Here is a 17,099-nt window from a genome sequence, read left to right on the forward strand (position 1 = left end):
GGCCCTCAGCTCCGTCCTCGTCCTGCGTGCGGCTGGTGCCGCGGTGCGGGGCGTCCGCTCGGTCCGCCGTCGGGCACGGTACGGCGTCGGTCGTCGCCCACCTCGGACGCGGTGGGGGTCGCGGGTGTGACACCCGCCGCAGGTCCCTCGCCGGCCACCTCGCCACCGAGCCGGCGACCGCCCACCACCCGGGCAGCGAGCGCGGTCGCGAGCAGACCGGCGGCGAGGACGGCGAACGGTGCCCGCACCGAGGGCGCGGCCACCACCACGGCGAGGAGCGGCACGACCACGACCAGGGTCGCGACCAGGGCGGCACCAGCGTCGCGCTGCGGGGCGGCGACGCGTCCGGCCTGCGTGAGCACCGCGACGAGCGTGACGCCGGCCAGGGCCGCGAGCACCGCCGGCGAGAGGGTCAGCTGGGCCCAGGCGCCGATCCCGAGCGCGACGACGGCGGCGAGCGCGGTGGCCCCGCCGATGACGGCGAGGGCGGCCGCGCGCGTGCCGGGGGCGGCACGCCGTACGGCGAGCAGGGCCGCCGCGAGGAGCGCCACGGCGAGCACGCCGGCCCCGAGGGCCCAGGTGCCGGCACCGCCCGTCGCGCCGGTCGCGCGGATCTCGGAGGTCGCCACGGGCCCCGCCACGGCAGGTACGTCGGCCAGGGCGGCGTCGAGCGCCGTCCGCTGCCCGTCGTCCAGCGTCGGGGTCGTCACGAGCACCGCGCGGTCGCCCGCCGTCCGCACGGACGTGGCGGGGAGGCCGGCGGCGGTCACCGCGTCCCGGATCTCGCCCCGGGCGTCGCCGGCGTCGGAGGAGGTGGGGACGACGTGCTCCTGGCCATCGGTGAAGGCCGTGTCGGTCGCGACGCCGTGCACGAGCAGGCCGACGGCCGCGGCGACGGCGAGCACGGCGAGCGCGAGCGCCGTGACGGGGCCCGACCGGCGTGCGGGAGCACGGTCCGCGACGGGCGGGGCGTCCTCCGCGAGCCGCACGCCCAGCGGCAGCGTCAGCAGCCGGGTCGTCACCAGCACGCACCCCAGCACGGTCGCCAGCGCGACGGCGACGTCGCCGACCGGGCCTCCGGTCAGCACCCGCACGAGCACCCCGGCGCCCAGGCCGAGCGCGACGGGCGGCCACCAGGCACGCCAGACGACTACGCCACTGTGCGGCGCAGCGGCCGCGTGCTGCGCGACCACGGGCGCGACGGCGACCGCGGCCGCGGCGACCACGAGCACCGCGAGGCTCACGGGCAGCCCCACCGCCTGGTCGACCACGAGCGCGACGGGGGCCGCCAGGGCGGCCGTGCCGAGCAGCGCCGCGACCGGCAGGAGCGCGCGGCGTCGGGCGAGCAGGAGACCCGCCACGATGGCGGCGAGCAGCCCGGCACCGGCGGCGAGCGCACCGCGATCGCCCTCGCCCCGGTAGAGCGTCGGCCCCAGGCGGGCCACGTCGACGGCCCCGACGGCCACGGGCAGCGACCCCGCCTCGACCCGGGCGGCCAGGTCCTGGGAGGCGCGCTGGTCGAGGTTCGTGCCGAAGCCGATCGTGCTGCCCTCGAGGGGGCCGCGCACGACCGTGGTGGTCACCACCTCGGTGTCGACGACGAGCGCGACCCGCCCCGCGTCCGTCGCGGCGAGCGACATCATCAGGTCGTCGAGGTCGTCAGCGGCTGCCGCGCGCAGGTCGAGCTCGACCGTCCACGCCCCGGGGTCGAGGGTCGAGCGGACGTCGACGACGTCGCCGCCCGTCGCGACGGCGGGTCCGAGCAGGTAGGCCGTGCCCGCGGCGTCGCAGGAGAAGGAGGGGGCGGACGCGTCGGCGGTCACCGGCGTGGCGCAGTCGTACGACGCGAGCGCGGCCACCCAGGCCGGGTCGGGCGACTCGGCCCAGTCCACGGCATCGCGCGGCGGCCCCGTCAGCGTCTCGCGCAGGGCGGCCGGATCGACCGCGGCTCCGTCGTCGCGGGCGGCGGTTCGCTCGCCGGCCGACAGCTGCCGCACGACGCCCCGGACCTCGACCTCGCCGGCGGCTGCGAGCAGCTCCACCACGCGGGGGTCGGGGGTGCCCGGGAGGGTGACGACCAACGACCCGTCGCTGCGCGGACGGACGTCGAGCCCGGCGGTACCGGCGTCGCTGGCCCGCTCCTCGAGAGCGCGGGCGGTGGCGTCCAGGTCGTCCCGGGAGGCCCCCGGCTCCGTCGGCTGCAGCGTCACACGGGTGCCGGCCAGCACGTCGACGCCCCAGCGGGGCGTCCAGCTGGCCGTCAGTGCGACGAGCCCGACCGCCATCCCGAGCAGGACGACGTACAGCGCCAGCTCACGGCCGGCGCGCCCCCCGGGACCGGGCAAGGTCAGACGCCCTCGTCGTCCCGCTTGTCGAGGACGACCTTGTCGTCGGCGGCCGGGGCGTCGTCGATGACGTCGTCACCCGGCTCGTCGATCATCGACGCGACCGCCGCGCGGGCGACCTCGATGACGACGCCCGGAGCGATCTCGACGCTCGCGCGGTCGGGGTCGGAGACGTCGGTCAGGGTGCCGAACACACCGCTGGTCAGCATGACCTGACGACCCGCGACGAGCGACGACTGCAGGTTCACCTGCGCCTTCTGGCGGCGCTGGGCCGGACGGATCAGGAGGACGTAGAACAGGAGCAGGAGTACGAGGGGGAACAGGAACGCTTCCACAGCAGAGAATCTCTTCGTCGTCGGCGACATGTGGTCTGGCCGGCGTGACCGGCCGCGGCGATCCTATCGGGCGGGTCCGCTCACCCGCCGAACAGCGTCGGTCCCGCCGGGGCACCCGGCACCTGGGACGGCGCGGGGAGGCCGAGGTGGGCCCAGGCGGCGGGGGTCGCGACCCGGCCCCGGGGAGTGCGGGCGAGCAACCCGGAGCGCACCAGGAAGGGCTCGGCGACCTCCTCGACGGTCTCGCGCTCCTCCCCCACGGCCACGGCGAGCGTCGAGATGCCCACCGGCCCACCGCCGAAACGCCGGCAGAGGGCGTCGAGCACCGCGAGGTCGAGCCGGTCGAGCCCCGACTCGTCGACCTCGTACAGCTCGAGCGCCGCCCGGGCGACGGGCCGGGTGACCACGCCGTCGGCGCGCACCTGGGCGTAGTCGCGCACCCGACGCAGGAGGCGGTTGGCGATGCGGGGCGTGCCGCGGGAGCGGGAGGCGATCTCCGCCGAGCCCTCGGTCTCCAGCTCGCAGCCGAGCAGCCCGGCCGAGCGGCGGACGATCTCGTCGAGCTCGTGGGGCTCGTAGAACTCCAGGTGGGCCGTGAAGCCGAAGCGGTCGCGCAGCGGACCCGGCAGGAGACCCGCGCGGGTGGTGGCGCCCACCAGCGTGAACGGGGGGATCTCGAGCGGGATCGCCGTGGCGCCGGGGCCCTTGCCGATGATGACGTCGACGCGGAAGTCCTCCATCGCCATGTAGAGCATCTCCTCGGCGGGCCGCGACATCCGGTGGATCTCGTCGACGAAGAGCACGTCCCCCTCGTTCATGCCCGAGAGGATCGCGGCGAGGTCGCCGGCGTGGGTGATGGCCGGGCCGCTCGTGAGCCGCAGCGGTGTCGACATCTCGGCCGCGATGATCATGGCGAGCGTGGTCTTGCCCAGCCCGGGCGGACCGGACAGCAGCACGTGGTCGGGAGCCCGACCGCGGCGGCGGGCCGCCTCGAGCACCAGGTCGAGCTGCTCCCGCACCCGGGTCTGCCCGATGACCTCCGCGAGGGAACGCGGCCGCAGCGCCGCCTCGACGGCGCGCTCGTCGCCCTCCGCCTCGGCCGCGGTGAGCGACCGGAGGTGGCGCTCCTCGGCCTGGCTCAGCGCGTCGTGCGCGGAGTCGTCCTCGTCGTGGGAGAAGAAGTCCACCGCGCGCTCACGCCCTGCTCATGGAGCGCAGCGCGGAGCGGAGCAGCGCACCGACGTCCGGCACGTCGCCGGCCTCGGGCGCCACGGCCTCGATCGCCTGCTCGGCCTCCCGGGTCGACCAGCCGAGGCCCACGAGACCCTCGTGCACCTGGTCGCGCCAGGTGACGACGGGCGCCGCGCCACGGACGACGGCGGCGCTGCCGACGGGAGCGCCGATGCGGTCCTTCAGCTCGAGGATGATGCGCTGCGCGCCCTTCTGGCCGATGCCCGGCACGCGGGTCAGCGCCTTCACGTCCTCGTCGCGGATCGCGCGCCGTACGTCGTCGGGACTGAGCACCGCCACCATGGCCTGCGCGACCTTGGGGCCGACCCCCGAGGCGGTCTGCACCAGCTCGAAGACCTGCTTCTCGTCCTCGTCGGCGAAGCCGAAGAGGGTCCACGAGTCCTCCCGGACGACCATGCTGGTGGCGAGCGTCGTCTCGGCGCCCGTGCGCAGGGTCGCGAGCGTGCCGGGGGTGCACTGCACGTCGTACCCCAGTCCGCCGACGTCGACGACGGCGCTGGTGAGCGACACGGTGACCACGCGGCCGCGCACGAAGGCGATCATCGGCGGGCTCCTGCGACGGCGTCCTTCATCTTCTGCTGCGCCTTCTTCTGCTGGGCCTGGGCGGCGGCGAGGGCCGCGTCGATGCGGGCCTGGGCGCCACCGCGCCAGATGTGGGTGATGGCGAGGGCGAGGGCGTCGGCGGCGTCCGCCGGCTTCGGGGGTGCGTCGAGCTGGAGGATCCGGGTGACCATCGCGCCGACCTGGGCCTTCTGCGCCCGGCCGCTGCCGGACACCGCGGCCTTGACCTCGCTGGGCGTGTGGAGGGCCACCGGGATGCCCCGCCGGGCGGCGGCGACGAGCGCGATGCCGCTGGCCTGCGCCGTGCCCATGACCGTGCTCACGTCGGAGCGGGCGAAGACCCGCTCGACCGCGACCGCGTCGGGTGCGTACTCGTCGAGCCAGGCGTCGATGCCCTTCTCGATCGTCACCAGGCGCAGGGCCACGGGCACGTCCGACGACGTTCGGATGACGTTGACGTCGACCATGCGCAGCGGTCGGCCGACGTCGCCGTCGACCACGCCGACCCCGCAGCGGGTCAGACCGGGGTCGATCCCGAGCACGCGCATCCGCTCACCTCTCGTCACGGGCGACCCGGTGGGCCGCCGTCCGAACGTGTGTTCGTACGGCGACGCTACCGGGCGCCGGTGCGCCTCGGCGCGTCGACACGCGGGCGGCAGCCGGCGTCGTACGGCGGGTCAGTCCTCGTCGAGCTGGGCGGCGACGTCGTCGGAGATGTCGAAGTTCGCGAAGATGTTCTGCACGTCGTCGAGGTCCTCGAGGATGTCGACGAGGCGCAGCATCTTGCCGGCGGCCTCCTTGTCGAGCTCGACCTTCATGTCGGGCACGAACAGCGCGTCGGCGGCGTCGTAGTCGATGCCCGCCACCTGCAGCGCCGTGCGGACCGCCACGAGGTCGGTGGCCTCGGAGACGACCTCGAAGGCCTCACCCAGGTCGTCGACCTGGTCGGCGCCGGCCTCGAGGGTGGCCTCGAGCAGGTCGTCCTCGCTGACGGTGCGACCCTCCTGCTCGGTCGGCACCACGACGACGCCCTTGCGGTGGAAGAGGAACGAGACCGAGCCCGGGTCGGCGAGCGAGCCGCCGTTGCGGGTCATCGCCGTGCGCACCTCCATGGCCGCACGGTTCTTGTTGTCGGTGAGGCACTCGATGAGCATCGCCACGCCCGCGGGGCCGTAGCCCTCGTACATGATCGTCTGGTAGTCGGCGCCGCCGGTCTCCGCGCCCGACCCGCGCTTCACGGCGCGGTCGATGTTGTCGTTCGGGACCGAGCTCTTCTTCGCCTTCTGGATGGCGTCGTAGAGCGTCGGGTTGCCGGACGGGTCACCCCCGCCCATGCGCGCCGCGACCTCGACGTTCTTCACCAGCTTGGCGAACATCTTGCCGCGCTTGGCGTCGACGACGGCCTTCTTGTGCTTCGTGGTCGCCCACTTGGAGTGGCCAGACATGGCGGTCCTCTTCTTCTCAGCTGCTACGTCGCGCCCGGACGGACTCCACGAAGAGGCGGTGCACCCGGGGGTCGCCGCCGATCTCGGGGTGGAAGGACGTCGCCATCAGCGCGCCCTGCCGGACCGCCACGATCCTACCCGCGGCCTCGCCGTACGACGGGTCAGCCTCCACCCGCGCCAGCACCTCGACCTGCGGACCCACGCTCTCCACCCACGGCGCGCGGATGAAGACGGCGGGTACGGCGACCTCGACGCCGCTCAGGGCGAGCGTCGTCTCGAAGGAGTCGACCTGGCGTCCGAAGGCGTTGCGGCGCACCGTGACGTCGAGCCCGCCGAGGGTCTCGGACCCGTCCAGCTGGGCGGGCGTGCCGTCGAGCACCCGGTCGGCGAGCAGCACCATCCCGGCGCAGGTGCCCAGCACCGGGCGACCTGCGGCGACGTACGCGCGGAGCGGCCCGAGCATCTCGAACTGGCGGGCGAGGCGCCCGATCGTGGTCGACTCGCCGCCCGGCAGGACCAGCCCGTCACAGGTCTCCAGCTCGGGCTCGCGGCGCACGGTGACCGCATCCACCCCGAGGGTGGTCAGCGCGGCGACGTGCTCGCGCACGTCGCCCTGGAGGGCGAGGACGCCGATGCGGAGCGGTCGGGAGGTCATGGGGGGTGAAGGTAGTGGGGTCCGCGCACCCGCGTCAGAGCAGGGTGGAGAAGGTGATCGGCGTGGCCGCCACGTTGCCGGCCACGTCGACCGATCGGATCGTCAGCGTGTAGGTCGCGCCCAAGCTGGCGTAGGCCGTGTTCGCGGTGCCGGGGACCTTCCACGCCGTGGTCCCGGTGGCGGTGAGGAAGACCCCGGTCCCGCAGCTCGCCGCCGTGTTCGACCAGGCCGTCCCGGTCCAGCACTCGATGCCCCCGAGGGTACGAGGCCGCTGCAGGCGGTACTGCGTCGTCGCCGTGATCCCGCCGGTGTCGGCGGCCGTGCCGCACGCGACGAAGCCGGTGCCGCAGCTGTTGTTGACCGCGGTGATGAACACGCCGACCAGGAGGCTCGCCCCGGACGTCGGTTGGGTGTGGGTCACGACCGGGGGCTGGGTGTCGGCGTACGTCTGGCGCGCCGAGTCCCGCACCCAGCTCGTGGCGAGCCTGGCCCGCACGTAGTAGCGGGAGCCGTTGGGGATCGACGCGGCGGTGTCGTTGCAGGTGAGGGCCGTGGTGGTCGAGCAGACGAGGGTGCCCGCATCGGCGGCTCCGGTCGCCCGGTAGACGTCGTAGCCCGCGGGAGCCACCGTCCCGGTGCCGCCGGACGTCACGGTGGCGGCGGTCCACGTCACGACCACGGCGGCCGTGCCCGAGGCCTGTGCCGTCGTCGGGGTCCCGGCCGCGTTCAGGGTGCCCGAGGAGAAGGCGGACGTCGAGGTGGGTCCGGCCGTGACGGTCGCGGTGTCCGTGAACACCGCCCACGCGGCCGGCCCGAGCGCGACGCAGATCGCCACGACGGCGGCCACGAGCCCGGCCGGCGCGAGGCGGCGGCGCGGACCGGTGCCGCGGTGGCGGCCACCGGCTGTCCGGGTCAGGGCCGTCCGGGTCACGGCGTCACCTGCGTGGCGGTGAAGGTGAGGGTCACGGACCCCGTCGTCTTCGACTGGTACTCGTTGCCCGTGGCCGCAGGGAGGCTGACCCTGACGCACACCGCCTGCCCGGTGGCGCCGTCGGTGCCGGTGGCCAGCCGGGTCGCGGTGGGGGTGGCGCCGGTCGTGACGATCGGTGAGGTCGTCGTCGCGCACGCCTCGGTCCGGGGGTACGACGCGTCGTCGCCGGTCGTGGCAGAACCGAGGTACAGCTCCACGGTCAGCGCAGGACCGAGGTCGCCGCCCCGGGCGACTGCCGCCGTCCACGTGTACGGCGCGTCGCCAGGATTGCGGAGCGTGAGCACCTCGGCGACGCTCTCCCCCGGGAGCATCGTCGGCAGCGCGAGGTTGGTCTTCACGTACGGCGTGGCCACCGCGCCCTGGGCGTTGTCGACCGTCAGGTCGAGCCTGCCGGACGTGAACTGCCCCCCGGTCACGGTCACGGCGTCGCGCCAGAACGCCAGGGTTCCTTGGTTGCCGACCATCAGCGCCCCGGCCGCGACGAGCGCCAGCGTCGCGAGCGTGAGACGCCACGTGCCGGCAGGGCCGCGCGCGGCGCGGTGGCTGCTCACCCTCCGTCACCGTCCTCCGCGTGGCTCCCCCGCCGCGCGAGCAGCAGGGTCGTGCCGCCGAAGACGGCCAGGGCGCCGACGAGCACCATCCACGCGGCGACCGACGCACCCGAGTCGCCGAGGCCGTCCTCGCCGGAGGCGCCGTCCCCACTTCCCCCGGGCACCGACCGGGCGTCGGCCAGCTGGACGGTGAACTCCAGATCGGTGCCGAGCACCATCGTCTGGTTGCGCGCGTCGGAGTCCATCGTCACGCGGACGTCGACGGGCACCGCCGCGCCGGACGCGACGAGGTCGGCGTCGACGATCGGCACCAGGGAGGGGCCGTCGACGGCGCGCCACTCGCCGTCCCCGGACCTGGCGGCCACCGACAGCGTGCGCGTCTCGAGGAGCGCGTCGCGCCGGACGGACCGAACCGTCACGGTCATCGCTCCTCTCGAGGTCGCCTGGTTGCGCACGTAGAACCGCTCGGTGCGCACGTCGCCCGGCACCCAGCGCACGCCGGGGTCGAACAGCGGCTCCGCGAGGGTCGGCGACCAGGTCACACCGTCGCGGCTGAGCCCGAGCTCGACCCCGCCCGGCTCGTCGGCCGACGCGGGTCCGAGACCGACGAGGAGCACGGCGACCGCGGCCACGAACGCGGCCACGAACGCGCCGAGCACCCGTCGCACCGCCGCGTCCCCCCGCATCTCAGCCCACCCGTTCTCGTGTCTCGGTCTTGTACGACGGCTCCGCGGCGCGGTGCCGTGCTGCTGGTGCTGCTGCCTCGTCGGTCCCCCGTCCCCGACGCCGGTCCCGGAGCGCGGCGCCGAACATGGACGCGGCGTAGAGGACCAGGGCGCCGGCGACGCCGTACACGACCAGCCGGCGACCGTCGTACGTGAGCACCGCCCCCGCGCGCCCGAGGAGGGGCACGGCGTACCAGAGCTCGCCGCGCACCTGGACGGCCCGCACCGGCTCCGCGTCGGGGGCGGTGTTCGCGTCGCCCTGCGTCGTCAGGACGACCTCGCCGCTCACGGTGTTCCGCCCGACGGCGACCACGCGGTGCGTGACGACCGTCGGGTCGCCCGAGCGCAGCTGGTAGGTCACGACGTCGCCGGTGGTGAGCTCGTCCGGCTCCACGGGCCTCGTGACGACGAGCGTCCCCGGGGGGTACGCCGGCGTCATCGAGCCGGTGAGCACCGTGTACGGCGTGGCGCCGCCGAGCCGGGGCACGACGACGGCGACGCCGATCACGAGGACGCCGAGGACGAGGGCGGTCCAGCACAGTCCTCGCCAGACGAGGCGCAGGAGGGAGGCCATCGGCTCACGACCCTCGTTCGACCGTCACGGCCGGACGCGGATCAGGGCGTCGCGTCGGTCTGGGTCAGCGTGATCGCGAGCGCCGACAGGTCGAGCGTCGTGCCCTGCGACGTGTTGTCGACCCCCGAACCGAACGGGAAGGCGATGTCCAGGTCGACGGCGAGCACCTCGCCGTCGTCGTCCTCGGTGATCGTGGCGACCGAGGCGGTGCCGTCGATGGTGTAGGCGAGACCGGTCGTCAGGAACGGCGCGAGAGTGCCCGCGGCCGCGCCGCCGGTCACCGTGACGCCGGCCTGGAGGTTGTCGCCCTCCGCGCCGATCGTGTACGAGCCGGTGTACTCCAGCTGGTCGCCGGGGACGACCACGACGGCGGTCGGGTCGGCGACGGTGGTGCCGTTGAACGTCCACTCGCCGGTGTCGGCGACGGGCGTCAGGGTGAGCTCGCCGGCCTCGATCTGTCCGCCGTCGACGGAGGCGGTCGCGTTCCAGTACGCCAGCGAGCCGGCGCCTCCGAGGAGGAGGACGGCGGCGGCGCCGACCGCGACGGCGCCCTTGGTGGTCTTGTTCATGTCGGTCCCGTTTCGGATGAGGGGTGGTGTCTCATCCAGGTAACGGGACTTGTCGGCGGTCCGCAGTGTCTAGACCCCTTTTTAGTCCGAACGGACTATATGGTCAGCCCGTTCGGACGTGATGGTCAAACGTTCACCAACCCCGCTCGGCGAGCCGGTGGGGCTGCGGGATGTCCTCCACGTTGATGCCCACCATGGCCTCGCCCAGCCCGCGCGAGACGCTGGCGACGACGTCGGGGTCGTCGAAGAAGGTCGTGGCCCGCACGATGGCCGCCGCCCGCTGCTCGGGGTTGCCGGACTTGAAGATGCCCGAGCCCACGAAGACGCCCTCGGCGCCCAGCTGCATCATCATCGCGGCGTCCGCCGGCGTCGCGATGCCGCCGGCCGTGAACAGCACCACGGGGAGCTTCCCGGTCGCAGCGACCTCGGCCACGAGCTCGTACGGCGCCTGCAACTCCTTCGCCGCGACGTACAGCTCGTCGGCCTCAAGACCCGCGAGGCGCCGCAGCTCGCCCCGGATGGTGCGCATGTGGGTGACCGCGTTGGAGACGTCGCCCGTGCCGGCCTCGCCCTTCGAGCGGATCATGGCCGCCCCCTCGGTGATCCGCCGGAGCGCCTCACCGAGGTTCGTGGCCCCGCAGACGAACGGCACCGTGAACTGCCACTTGTCGATGTGGTGGGCGTAGTCGGCCGGCGTCAGCACCTCCGACTCGTCGACGTAGTCGACGCCGAGGCTCTGCAGCACCTGGGCCTCGGCGAAGTGGCCGATGCGCGCCTTCGCCATGACCGGGATCGAGACGGCCTCGATGATGCCGTCGATCATGTCGGGGTCGCTCATCCGGCTGACGCCGCCCTCGGCCCGGATGTCCGCGGGCACGCGCTCCAGCGCCATGACGGCGACGGCCCCGGCGTCCTCCGCGATCTTGGCCTGCTCGGCCGTGACGACGTCCATGATCACGCCGCCCTTGAGCATCTCGGCCATGCCGCGCTTCACGCGCGAGGAGCCGGTGGTGGGAGTGGTGTCGGGGGTCGTCTCGCTGCGCTGCGGGGTCGTCATGCGCCGAAGCGTAGAGCCCCCGCGAAGCGCCCACCGCGGCGGTGTCGAGGCGTGGTCCCGGTCGGGGTCCGACTGACCTCCACCATCGCCTCCCGCTCGACGAGCTTGCGTCGCGGGCGTCCGTCGCGCGCACCCCAGGCCCGCTCGTAGCGGTCCACCCGCTGCCAGCCGTCGAGGTCGAGCACGTCGGGTGCACGGCGCCGCACCAGGCCGCCGAACGCCTCGATCGACTCCCCCGGGGCCGCCAGCCGGCCGGCGTTGAAGTCGGCGACGAGGTGACGCACGGTCTCCTCGGCGTCGGTCTTGTTGGTGCCGATGTAGCCGCTCGGGCCACGCTTGATCCATCCGGCCACGTACGTCGCGGGCACCGGCTCGCCGGTCGTCGTGCGCACGCGCCCGTCGTCGTTCGGCACCACCGCCGCGACCTCGTCGAAGGGCAGGCCGTCGACCGGTCGGCCCCGGTAGCCCACCGAGCGCAGCACGAGCCCGGCGGTGTGCGTGCTGGTGCGCTCGCTCGCCACGGCGCGGACCTCACCGGCCGCGTCGACGACCAGGTCGTTCTCGACGGTCTCGACCGCGGCGACGGCGCCCTCGCCCAGGATCCGGACCGGTGACGTCGCGAACCTCAGCACCACCCGGCGACGACCTGCGCCCCGGGGTGCCGGCAGGTTCTCCAGCACCCGGATCTTCTGCTCCAGCATCTTCTCCAGCGTGCCGTCGGCCAGCCGCCGCAGGGTCTCGGCGTCCAGGTGCAGCCCGCCCTCGACGACCAGGTCGATGTCGTCGCGCATCGCGAGACCGGTCAGCTCGGGCAGTGTGTACGCCGCCTGCGCTGCCCCGCGCCGGGCCAGCAGCACGACCTCGCGCACCTTGCTGTCGACGAGCGACGCGAGCGCGTGGTCGGCGATGTCGGTGCCGGCGAGCCGCGCCGGGTCGGTGGTGAGGATGCGCGCCACGTCGAGCGCCACGTTGCCGTTGCCGACGAGCACGACGCGCTCCGCGTCGAGGGGCACGTCGAGCTCGGTGTGGTCGGGGTGGCCGTTGTACCAGGCCACGAAGGCCGTGGCGGTGCCGCTGCCGGGCAGGTCCTCCCCCTCGATGCCGAGGCGTCGGTCGAGGGAGGCGCCCGTCGCGTAGAGCACGGCGTGGTGGTGCGCGAGCAGCTCGTCGTGCGTCACGTCGACCCCCACCTCGACCCCGAGGTGGTAGTCGAAGCCCGGCTGGCGCTCGATCTCCGCGAAAAGGTCGACGACCTTCCGGGTGTCCGGGTGGTCCGGAGCCACACCCGCCCGAGCGAGCCCGTACGGCGTGGGCAGACGCTCGATCACGCTCACCTGCGCGCCGTCCTGCTTGAGGATCTCGTCGGCCGCGTAGAGCGCCGCCGGACCCGACCCCACGACCGCGACCCGCAGCGGCCCACGTCGGGCGTCGGCCCGCTCGATCGCGGTCACCGGCGCCTGCTTCGGACGCGGCGCCGGCGGCGTGTGGAACACCGCGTTGATCTCGATGAACGGCAGCTCGGCGTCGCTCAGCTGCGTGTGCGGCTTGATCGCCCCCACCGGGCAGGCGCTGACGCAGGCTCCGCAGTCGACGCACGACACCGGGTCGATGTAGAGCATCTCGGCGGTCGCGAAGTCGGGCTCGTCCGGCGTCGGGTGGATGCAGTTGACCGGGCACGCGAAGACGCACGAGGCGTCGCCGCAGCAGGACCGCGTGACGACGTGGGGCATCAGGCGGCGAACTTCACCGGGGGCTCGCTGCGGTAGCGCGCCGGGCGGCGGCCCCACATGCCGAGCTTCTTCCAGAGGCGGCGCGAGAGCGGGTTCATCAGGCCCGACTCCTCGGCGAGCATCCGCACGTCGGCGAAGGTGTCGCCGAGCATCTTCTGCGAGGCGGGCGAGTCCCAGTAGAGCTCGTCCATGAGCTCGTCCGGCACACCGAACGTGCGGCGGAACTCCTTCGGCGGCACGAGGATGGCGTCGCCGAGGACGCGCATGATGACCGGGAAGGCGAGCGCTGCGGCGAACCGGCTGACGGGGCCCAGCCGCGGCGCGTTGCGCTTCACGTACTCGTGGGCGAAGGAGATGTGCCGGGCCTCCTCGGCCACGTGGATCTCCATGATCCGGCCCATCATCGGGTGCGACTCGTCGCGGCTGCGCAGGATCGCCTTCTGCGTGTGGTCGATCGGCTCCTCACCGGCGAGCACGCCGATGAAGAACGCCACGGGGAGCCGGTTGGCCACGAGCGGCAGCGCCGGGCTGATCGCCCGGATCCACAGCGGCATGCCCGAGACGTCGATGCCGATGCGGTTGACCGCCTCCTGGAACATCTGGGTGTGGTGGCACTCCTCCGTCGCCTCGTGCATGAGGTAGCGGTACTCCGGCGCGCCGTTCCTCAGGCTGAAGACGTGCTGCATGATGCCGCGGATCAGGATGTTCTCGAACTGCCACCCGACCTTGAAGATGTTGGCCTGGCGCCACAGGCCCATGGCGATCTGCTTCTCCAGCGGCTGGGACTTGTACCAGGCGCTCCCGCCGAGCGGGTCCACCTCCGGCAGCACCCAGCGGGGGTCGTCGTGGCGGACGGCGAAGTCCGGGTGATCCCAGTCGATGTCGGCGAAGGCGTCGAAGTGGCGGTCGACCGACGCCTGCGAGAGCCGGCGGAGCACCTCGCCGTACTCGGCGTCGCTGAGCCCCTCGGGGATCTCGGGGGCGTCGAGGTCGATCATCTCGGGCGTGAACGGGCGGTGGTTCTCGGAGACCTGAGCAGACATTCGACACTCCTCGCATCGGTGCGTCCCGGAGCGGATGACCCGCGGGACCGAGGCGTGGGAGCGCCTCGGTGAACGATCGTGCTCCCGCCCGATGACGATGTCAAGGTCTATGTAACATTCAGAGTGTCGAATAGATCGAAGGGGTGAGACCGGTGGTCCCCGCGCACGACGGACACGGCCGCCGCGTCCGGGGACGGGCGGCCGTGCGAGAACGGTGGAGCGGCGGGGAGGGGCTTCAGCCCTGCTCGGCGGCCGCCTCGGCGAGGGCCTGGCGCCGGACGACCCAGATGCGCTGCCCCACGGTGACCGTGCTGGCCGCGGCCAGCGCCCACAGCGTGACCTCCATGAGGATCGGCAGGCCGAACATGCCCGAGAGGCCCGTCATCACGAGGATCGCCACGAGGCGGTCCGCGCGCTCGGCGATGCCGACCTTGGCGTCGAAGCCGAGGCCCTCGGCCTTCGACCGCGCGTACGACGTGACGCCGCCCATCACCAGGCAGAGCAGGCAGAGCACGAGGTAGAGGTCCGAGTCGCCGGGGCCGGCGTAGTACATCGCGAGGCCGCCGAAGATCGCGCCGTCGCCGATGCGGTCGAGCGTCGAGTCGAGGAACGCGCCGAACTTGCTGCTGCGACCCGTCTCCCGCGCCATGAACCCGTCGAGCAGGTCGGAGAACACGAAGGCGGTGATGAAGAGGACGCCGATCAGCAGCTCGCCCTGCGGGAAGAAGATGACCGCACCGGCACAGACACCGATCGTGCCGACGAGCGTGACGGCGTCGGGGCTCACCCCGCGACGGATGAGGAAGCGGGCGATCGGCGAGAGGAGGCGGGTCCAGAACCCGCGGAAGCGTTCGAGCATGGTGGCAGCAGGTTAACGGCCCGCGAGCGCGGCGCACGCCTCGGCCACGGCGGTCGGCGCGCCCACGGCGTACCAGTCGACCCCGCCCGCCTGCTCGTGGCGCGTGCGCCCGCCGACCCCGCGCACGAGGGCGGCGCCCGGCAGCTCGTCCCACAGCGGCACCGAGTGCTGGAAGACGAGCCCGAGCCGGCCCCGCGCCACGGCGGTCGCGTCCATGCTCCCGGAGCCCAGCATCCGCACGGCCGCCGCCCGCGCCGTCGCGCGGCCGAACGCCTGCCCGGCCTCCCCCGCCAGCGCCCTCGGGTGGAAGTACGTCGCCGCGCACGCACGCTCCAGGGGTACGTCGACCAGCGGCGGCAGGGCGACGCCGTTGCAGGTGGTCGGGAGCCCGGGCCCGCCGACGAACAGCTCGTCGTCGTGCGGGTGGTAGACCGCACCCAGCACCAGCTCGCCGTCGTCGACCAGCGCGAGGGCCGAGCACCACCACGAGAGGCCGGAGAGGAAGTTGTAGGTGCCGTCGACGGGGTCGATCACCCAGCGCCGGCCCGTCGTGCCGGGCTCGTCGACGCCCTCCTCCCCCAGCAGTCCGTCACCGGGACGCTCGGTGCGCAGGCGGCTCGCGACCAGCTCCTCCGCCGCGTGGTCGGCCGCGGTCACGACGTCCGAGACCGACGTCTTCTGCTCGACGTCCAGGCCCTCGACCCCGGCGTCCCGCATCGTCGCGGCCAGCCGCCCGGCCGCCCTGACCACGTCGGCGGCCAGGCGCACGTCGTCCGCGTCCACCGCGGGGCCGGCCCCCACCTCGAGGCTCACGAGGGCCAGGCCCCGGCGAGCAGGTCCCGCGTCTCCTCCAGCAGCTGGGGCAGCATCTTGGTGCCGCCCAGCACCGTCATGAAGTTCGCGTCGCCCGACCACCGCGGCACGACGTGCTGGTGCAGGTGGGCCGCCAGCGAGCCGCCGGCCGCGGCGCCGAGGTTGAGGCCGACGTTGAAGGCGTTCGGGTCCGCCACCGAACGGATCGCTCGGATCGCGTCCTGCGTCATCCGGGCCACCTCGACCGTCTCGTCCTCCGTCAGGTCCGTGTAGTCGGCGACGTGCCGGTTCGGCAGCACCATCAGGTGCCCGGGGTTATACGGGTAGAGGTTCAGGACGGCGAACGTCGTCTCCCCCCGCGCCACCACGAGGTCCTCGGCGTCCTGGCCCGCCGCCGCGACCATGCGGCAGAACGGGCAGCCGGGGTCGCGTGGCGGCGCCTGGTCGTCGGCGGCCTCGCCCGCGCCACGGATGTAGGCCATGCGGTAGGGCGTGTACAGGCGCATCAGGCCGTCGGGGTCGGGCACGTCTCTCGTCCTCCTGCTCGGTGCTGCTGGGGGCTGCTGGGGGCTGCTGGGGGCTGCTCGGGTACGGGTCGTGCCTGGTCAGTAGCGGTGGAACCACCGGTCGAGGTCACCGGCGACCCCGGGACAGGTGACGTTCTGGTCGCGCTCGTCGGCCACCCACTGCGCCAGGACCGGCGTACCACCCTGGATCGACCAGCGGGGGCCGCAGCGCTCGAGGGCCTCGTCCCGCGACGTGTGGCCGGCCGCCCGCCACTCCGGGATGCCGAGCTCGAGGTCGCCGACGACCTGCGTCCAGAGGTACGGCGTCGAGTAGACGCCGATCTCCAGACCGGCGTCGGTGTAGCCGCGGGCGAGGCCGCGCACGACGGCGGCGTTGGCGGCCTCGTCGCCGCTCCACTCGAAGTCGGGCACGGGCTCGACGTCGATCCACACGATCGGCGAGACGAACCCCGACGCCTCCATCGACGCGAGGTTGAACAGCGCCTGCTGGTAGCCGGTGTTCTCCAGCCGGCCCGTCGTCGTACCGGCGTCGAAGGGGCCGTCGCCGCCGTGACGGGCGAGGGTGGCGTCGTCGGGGAAGCTCGCGACGGCGTACGCCGAGATCAGCAGCCCGCGATCGCGCACCCATGCCACCTGGTCGGCCAGGCACGGGTTCGGGTGGAAGCCGGGCCCGTTGGTGAGGCCGACCACGACGTACTCCGCCTCGGGCAGCGGCATCGGCATGCCGAGGCTGCGCTTCTGCGGGATCCCCAGGCCGGGCGGGCACTGGGGCCAGCTGATGTCGCCGCCGAGGACGGCCTCGCCGGCCGACCGGGCCTCGTCGTCCGCCAGCTGCTCGGCGAGCTCGGCCAGGCCGGGAGCCTCCGCCCCGGGCGCCGCGGCCTCACCGCTCTCGGCGGGGGTCGACGGGACAGGTGTGCCCGTCGTCGGCGTGGCCGGCATGGCCGGCGAGGTGGGTGCGACGTCCGCGGCGTCGTCCGCCGAGGAGCCTGCGCCGCAGGCCGCGAGCGCCGACGCCAGGACGAGGGCACAGAGGCCCGTCCGGACGCCGGCGCCGCGGCCGCGCAC

Annotated in this window: 19 protein-coding genes; all 19 read right to left on the reverse strand. The window is 73.9% G+C overall.

Annotation, left to right across the window (positions count from 1 at the left end):
* Positions 1-5: 5 nt before the first annotated feature.
* Positions 6-2,345, reverse strand: a complete 2,340-nt coding sequence (locus tag K329_RS0113550; protein WP_028473473.1) for a SecDF P1 head subdomain-containing protein — start codon at positions 2,343-2,345, stop codon at positions 6-8.
* Between the two features lie 2 nt (positions 2,346-2,347).
* Positions 2,348-2,680 carry a preprotein translocase subunit YajC gene (gene yajC, locus K329_RS0113555; protein ID WP_028473474.1) on the reverse strand — a complete coding sequence of 111 codons (333 nt, stop codon included), beginning with the start codon at positions 2,678-2,680 and terminating at the stop codon, positions 2,348-2,350.
* A gap of 80 nt (positions 2,681-2,760) precedes the next feature.
* The gene (ruvB, locus tag K329_RS0113560; RefSeq protein WP_157571742.1) at positions 2,761-3,822 is read right to left on the reverse strand and encodes a Holliday junction branch migration DNA helicase RuvB; all 1,062 of its coding nucleotides are present in this window, start codon (positions 3,820-3,822) and stop codon (positions 2,761-2,763) included.
* 52 nt (positions 3,823-3,874) lie between these two features.
* Positions 3,875-4,474 (reverse strand): Holliday junction branch migration protein RuvA, encoded by a 600-nt coding sequence (gene ruvA, locus K329_RS0113565; RefSeq protein WP_028473476.1) that lies wholly within the window; start codon positions 4,472-4,474, stop codon positions 3,875-3,877.
* Positions 4,471-5,040, reverse strand: a complete 570-nt coding sequence (gene ruvC / locus K329_RS26765) for a crossover junction endodeoxyribonuclease RuvC (protein WP_052336877.1) — start codon at positions 5,038-5,040, stop codon at positions 4,471-4,473. The genes ruvA and ruvC overlap by 4 nt, the downstream gene beginning before the upstream one ends.
* Before the next feature lie 129 nt (positions 5,041-5,169).
* On the reverse strand, positions 5,170-5,937 hold the full coding sequence (locus tag K329_RS0113575) for a YebC/PmpR family DNA-binding transcriptional regulator (protein ID WP_028473477.1): 768 nt from the start codon (positions 5,935-5,937) through the stop codon (positions 5,170-5,172).
* A gap of 16 nt (positions 5,938-5,953) precedes the next feature.
* A complete protein-coding gene (gene pdxT, locus K329_RS0113580; RefSeq protein ID WP_028473478.1) occupies positions 5,954-6,592 on the reverse strand; it encodes a pyridoxal 5'-phosphate synthase glutaminase subunit PdxT in 639 nt (212 codons plus the stop codon).
* Positions 6,593-6,626: 34 nt separating this feature from the next.
* Positions 6,627-7,523, reverse strand: coding sequence for a hypothetical protein (locus K329_RS0113585; RefSeq protein WP_028473479.1), 897 nt, complete (start codon positions 7,521-7,523; stop codon positions 6,627-6,629).
* Positions 7,520-8,134: a SipW-dependent-type signal peptide-containing protein gene (locus K329_RS0113590; protein WP_028473480.1), complete on the reverse strand. Its 615-nt coding sequence runs from the start codon at positions 8,132-8,134 to the stop codon at positions 7,520-7,522. The genes K329_RS0113585 and K329_RS0113590 overlap by 4 nt, the downstream gene beginning before the upstream one ends.
* Positions 8,131-8,820 carry a hypothetical protein gene (locus K329_RS29625; RefSeq protein ID WP_028473481.1) on the reverse strand — a complete coding sequence of 230 codons (690 nt, stop codon included), beginning with the start codon at positions 8,818-8,820 and terminating at the stop codon, positions 8,131-8,133. Before K329_RS29625 ends, K329_RS0113590 begins: the two co-directional genes overlap by 4 nt.
* A gap of 1 nt (position 8,821) precedes the next feature.
* Positions 8,822-9,433, reverse strand: a complete 612-nt coding sequence (locus tag K329_RS26775; protein WP_084541284.1) for a signal peptidase I — start codon at positions 9,431-9,433, stop codon at positions 8,822-8,824.
* A 41-nt stretch (positions 9,434-9,474) separates the two neighbouring features.
* Positions 9,475-10,002, reverse strand: a complete 528-nt coding sequence (locus tag K329_RS29630; RefSeq protein ID WP_052336878.1) for an alternate-type signal peptide domain-containing protein — start codon at positions 10,000-10,002, stop codon at positions 9,475-9,477.
* Positions 10,003-10,135: 133 nt separating this feature from the next.
* On the reverse strand, positions 10,136-11,059 hold the full coding sequence (pdxS, locus tag K329_RS0113610) for a pyridoxal 5'-phosphate synthase lyase subunit PdxS (protein WP_028473482.1): 924 nt from the start codon (positions 11,057-11,059) through the stop codon (positions 10,136-10,138).
* Positions 11,056-12,789, reverse strand: coding sequence for an FAD-dependent oxidoreductase (locus K329_RS0113615; RefSeq protein WP_028473483.1), 1,734 nt, complete (start codon positions 12,787-12,789; stop codon positions 11,056-11,058). The genes pdxS and K329_RS0113615 overlap by 4 nt, the downstream gene beginning before the upstream one ends.
* Positions 12,789-13,832: an AurF N-oxygenase family protein gene (locus tag K329_RS0113620; protein ID WP_245596561.1), complete on the reverse strand. Its 1,044-nt coding sequence runs from the start codon at positions 13,830-13,832 to the stop codon at positions 12,789-12,791. The genes K329_RS0113615 and K329_RS0113620 overlap by 1 nt, the downstream gene beginning before the upstream one ends.
* A gap of 235 nt (positions 13,833-14,067) precedes the next feature.
* The gene (gene pgsA / locus K329_RS0113625) at positions 14,068-14,691 is read right to left on the reverse strand and encodes a phosphatidylinositol phosphate synthase (protein WP_028473485.1); all 624 of its coding nucleotides are present in this window, start codon (positions 14,689-14,691) and stop codon (positions 14,068-14,070) included.
* A gap of 12 nt (positions 14,692-14,703) precedes the next feature.
* The gene (locus K329_RS0113630) at positions 14,704-15,504 is read right to left on the reverse strand and encodes an inositol monophosphatase family protein (RefSeq protein WP_052336879.1); all 801 of its coding nucleotides are present in this window, start codon (positions 15,502-15,504) and stop codon (positions 14,704-14,706) included.
* On the reverse strand, positions 15,501-16,031 hold the full coding sequence (locus K329_RS0113635; RefSeq protein ID WP_028473487.1) for an HIT family protein: 531 nt from the start codon (positions 16,029-16,031) through the stop codon (positions 15,501-15,503). Before K329_RS0113635 ends, K329_RS0113630 begins: the two co-directional genes overlap by 4 nt.
* A 78-nt stretch (positions 16,032-16,109) precedes the next feature.
* Positions 16,110-17,099 carry a glycoside hydrolase family 25 domain-containing protein gene (locus tag K329_RS0113640; protein ID WP_028473488.1) on the reverse strand — a complete coding sequence of 330 codons (990 nt, stop codon included), beginning with the start codon at positions 17,097-17,099 and terminating at the stop codon, positions 16,110-16,112.

It is taken from the genome of Nocardioides alkalitolerans DSM 16699 (assembly GCF_000426525.1).
Classification (GTDB): domain Bacteria; phylum Actinomycetota; class Actinomycetes; order Propionibacteriales; family Nocardioidaceae; genus Nocardioides; species Nocardioides alkalitolerans.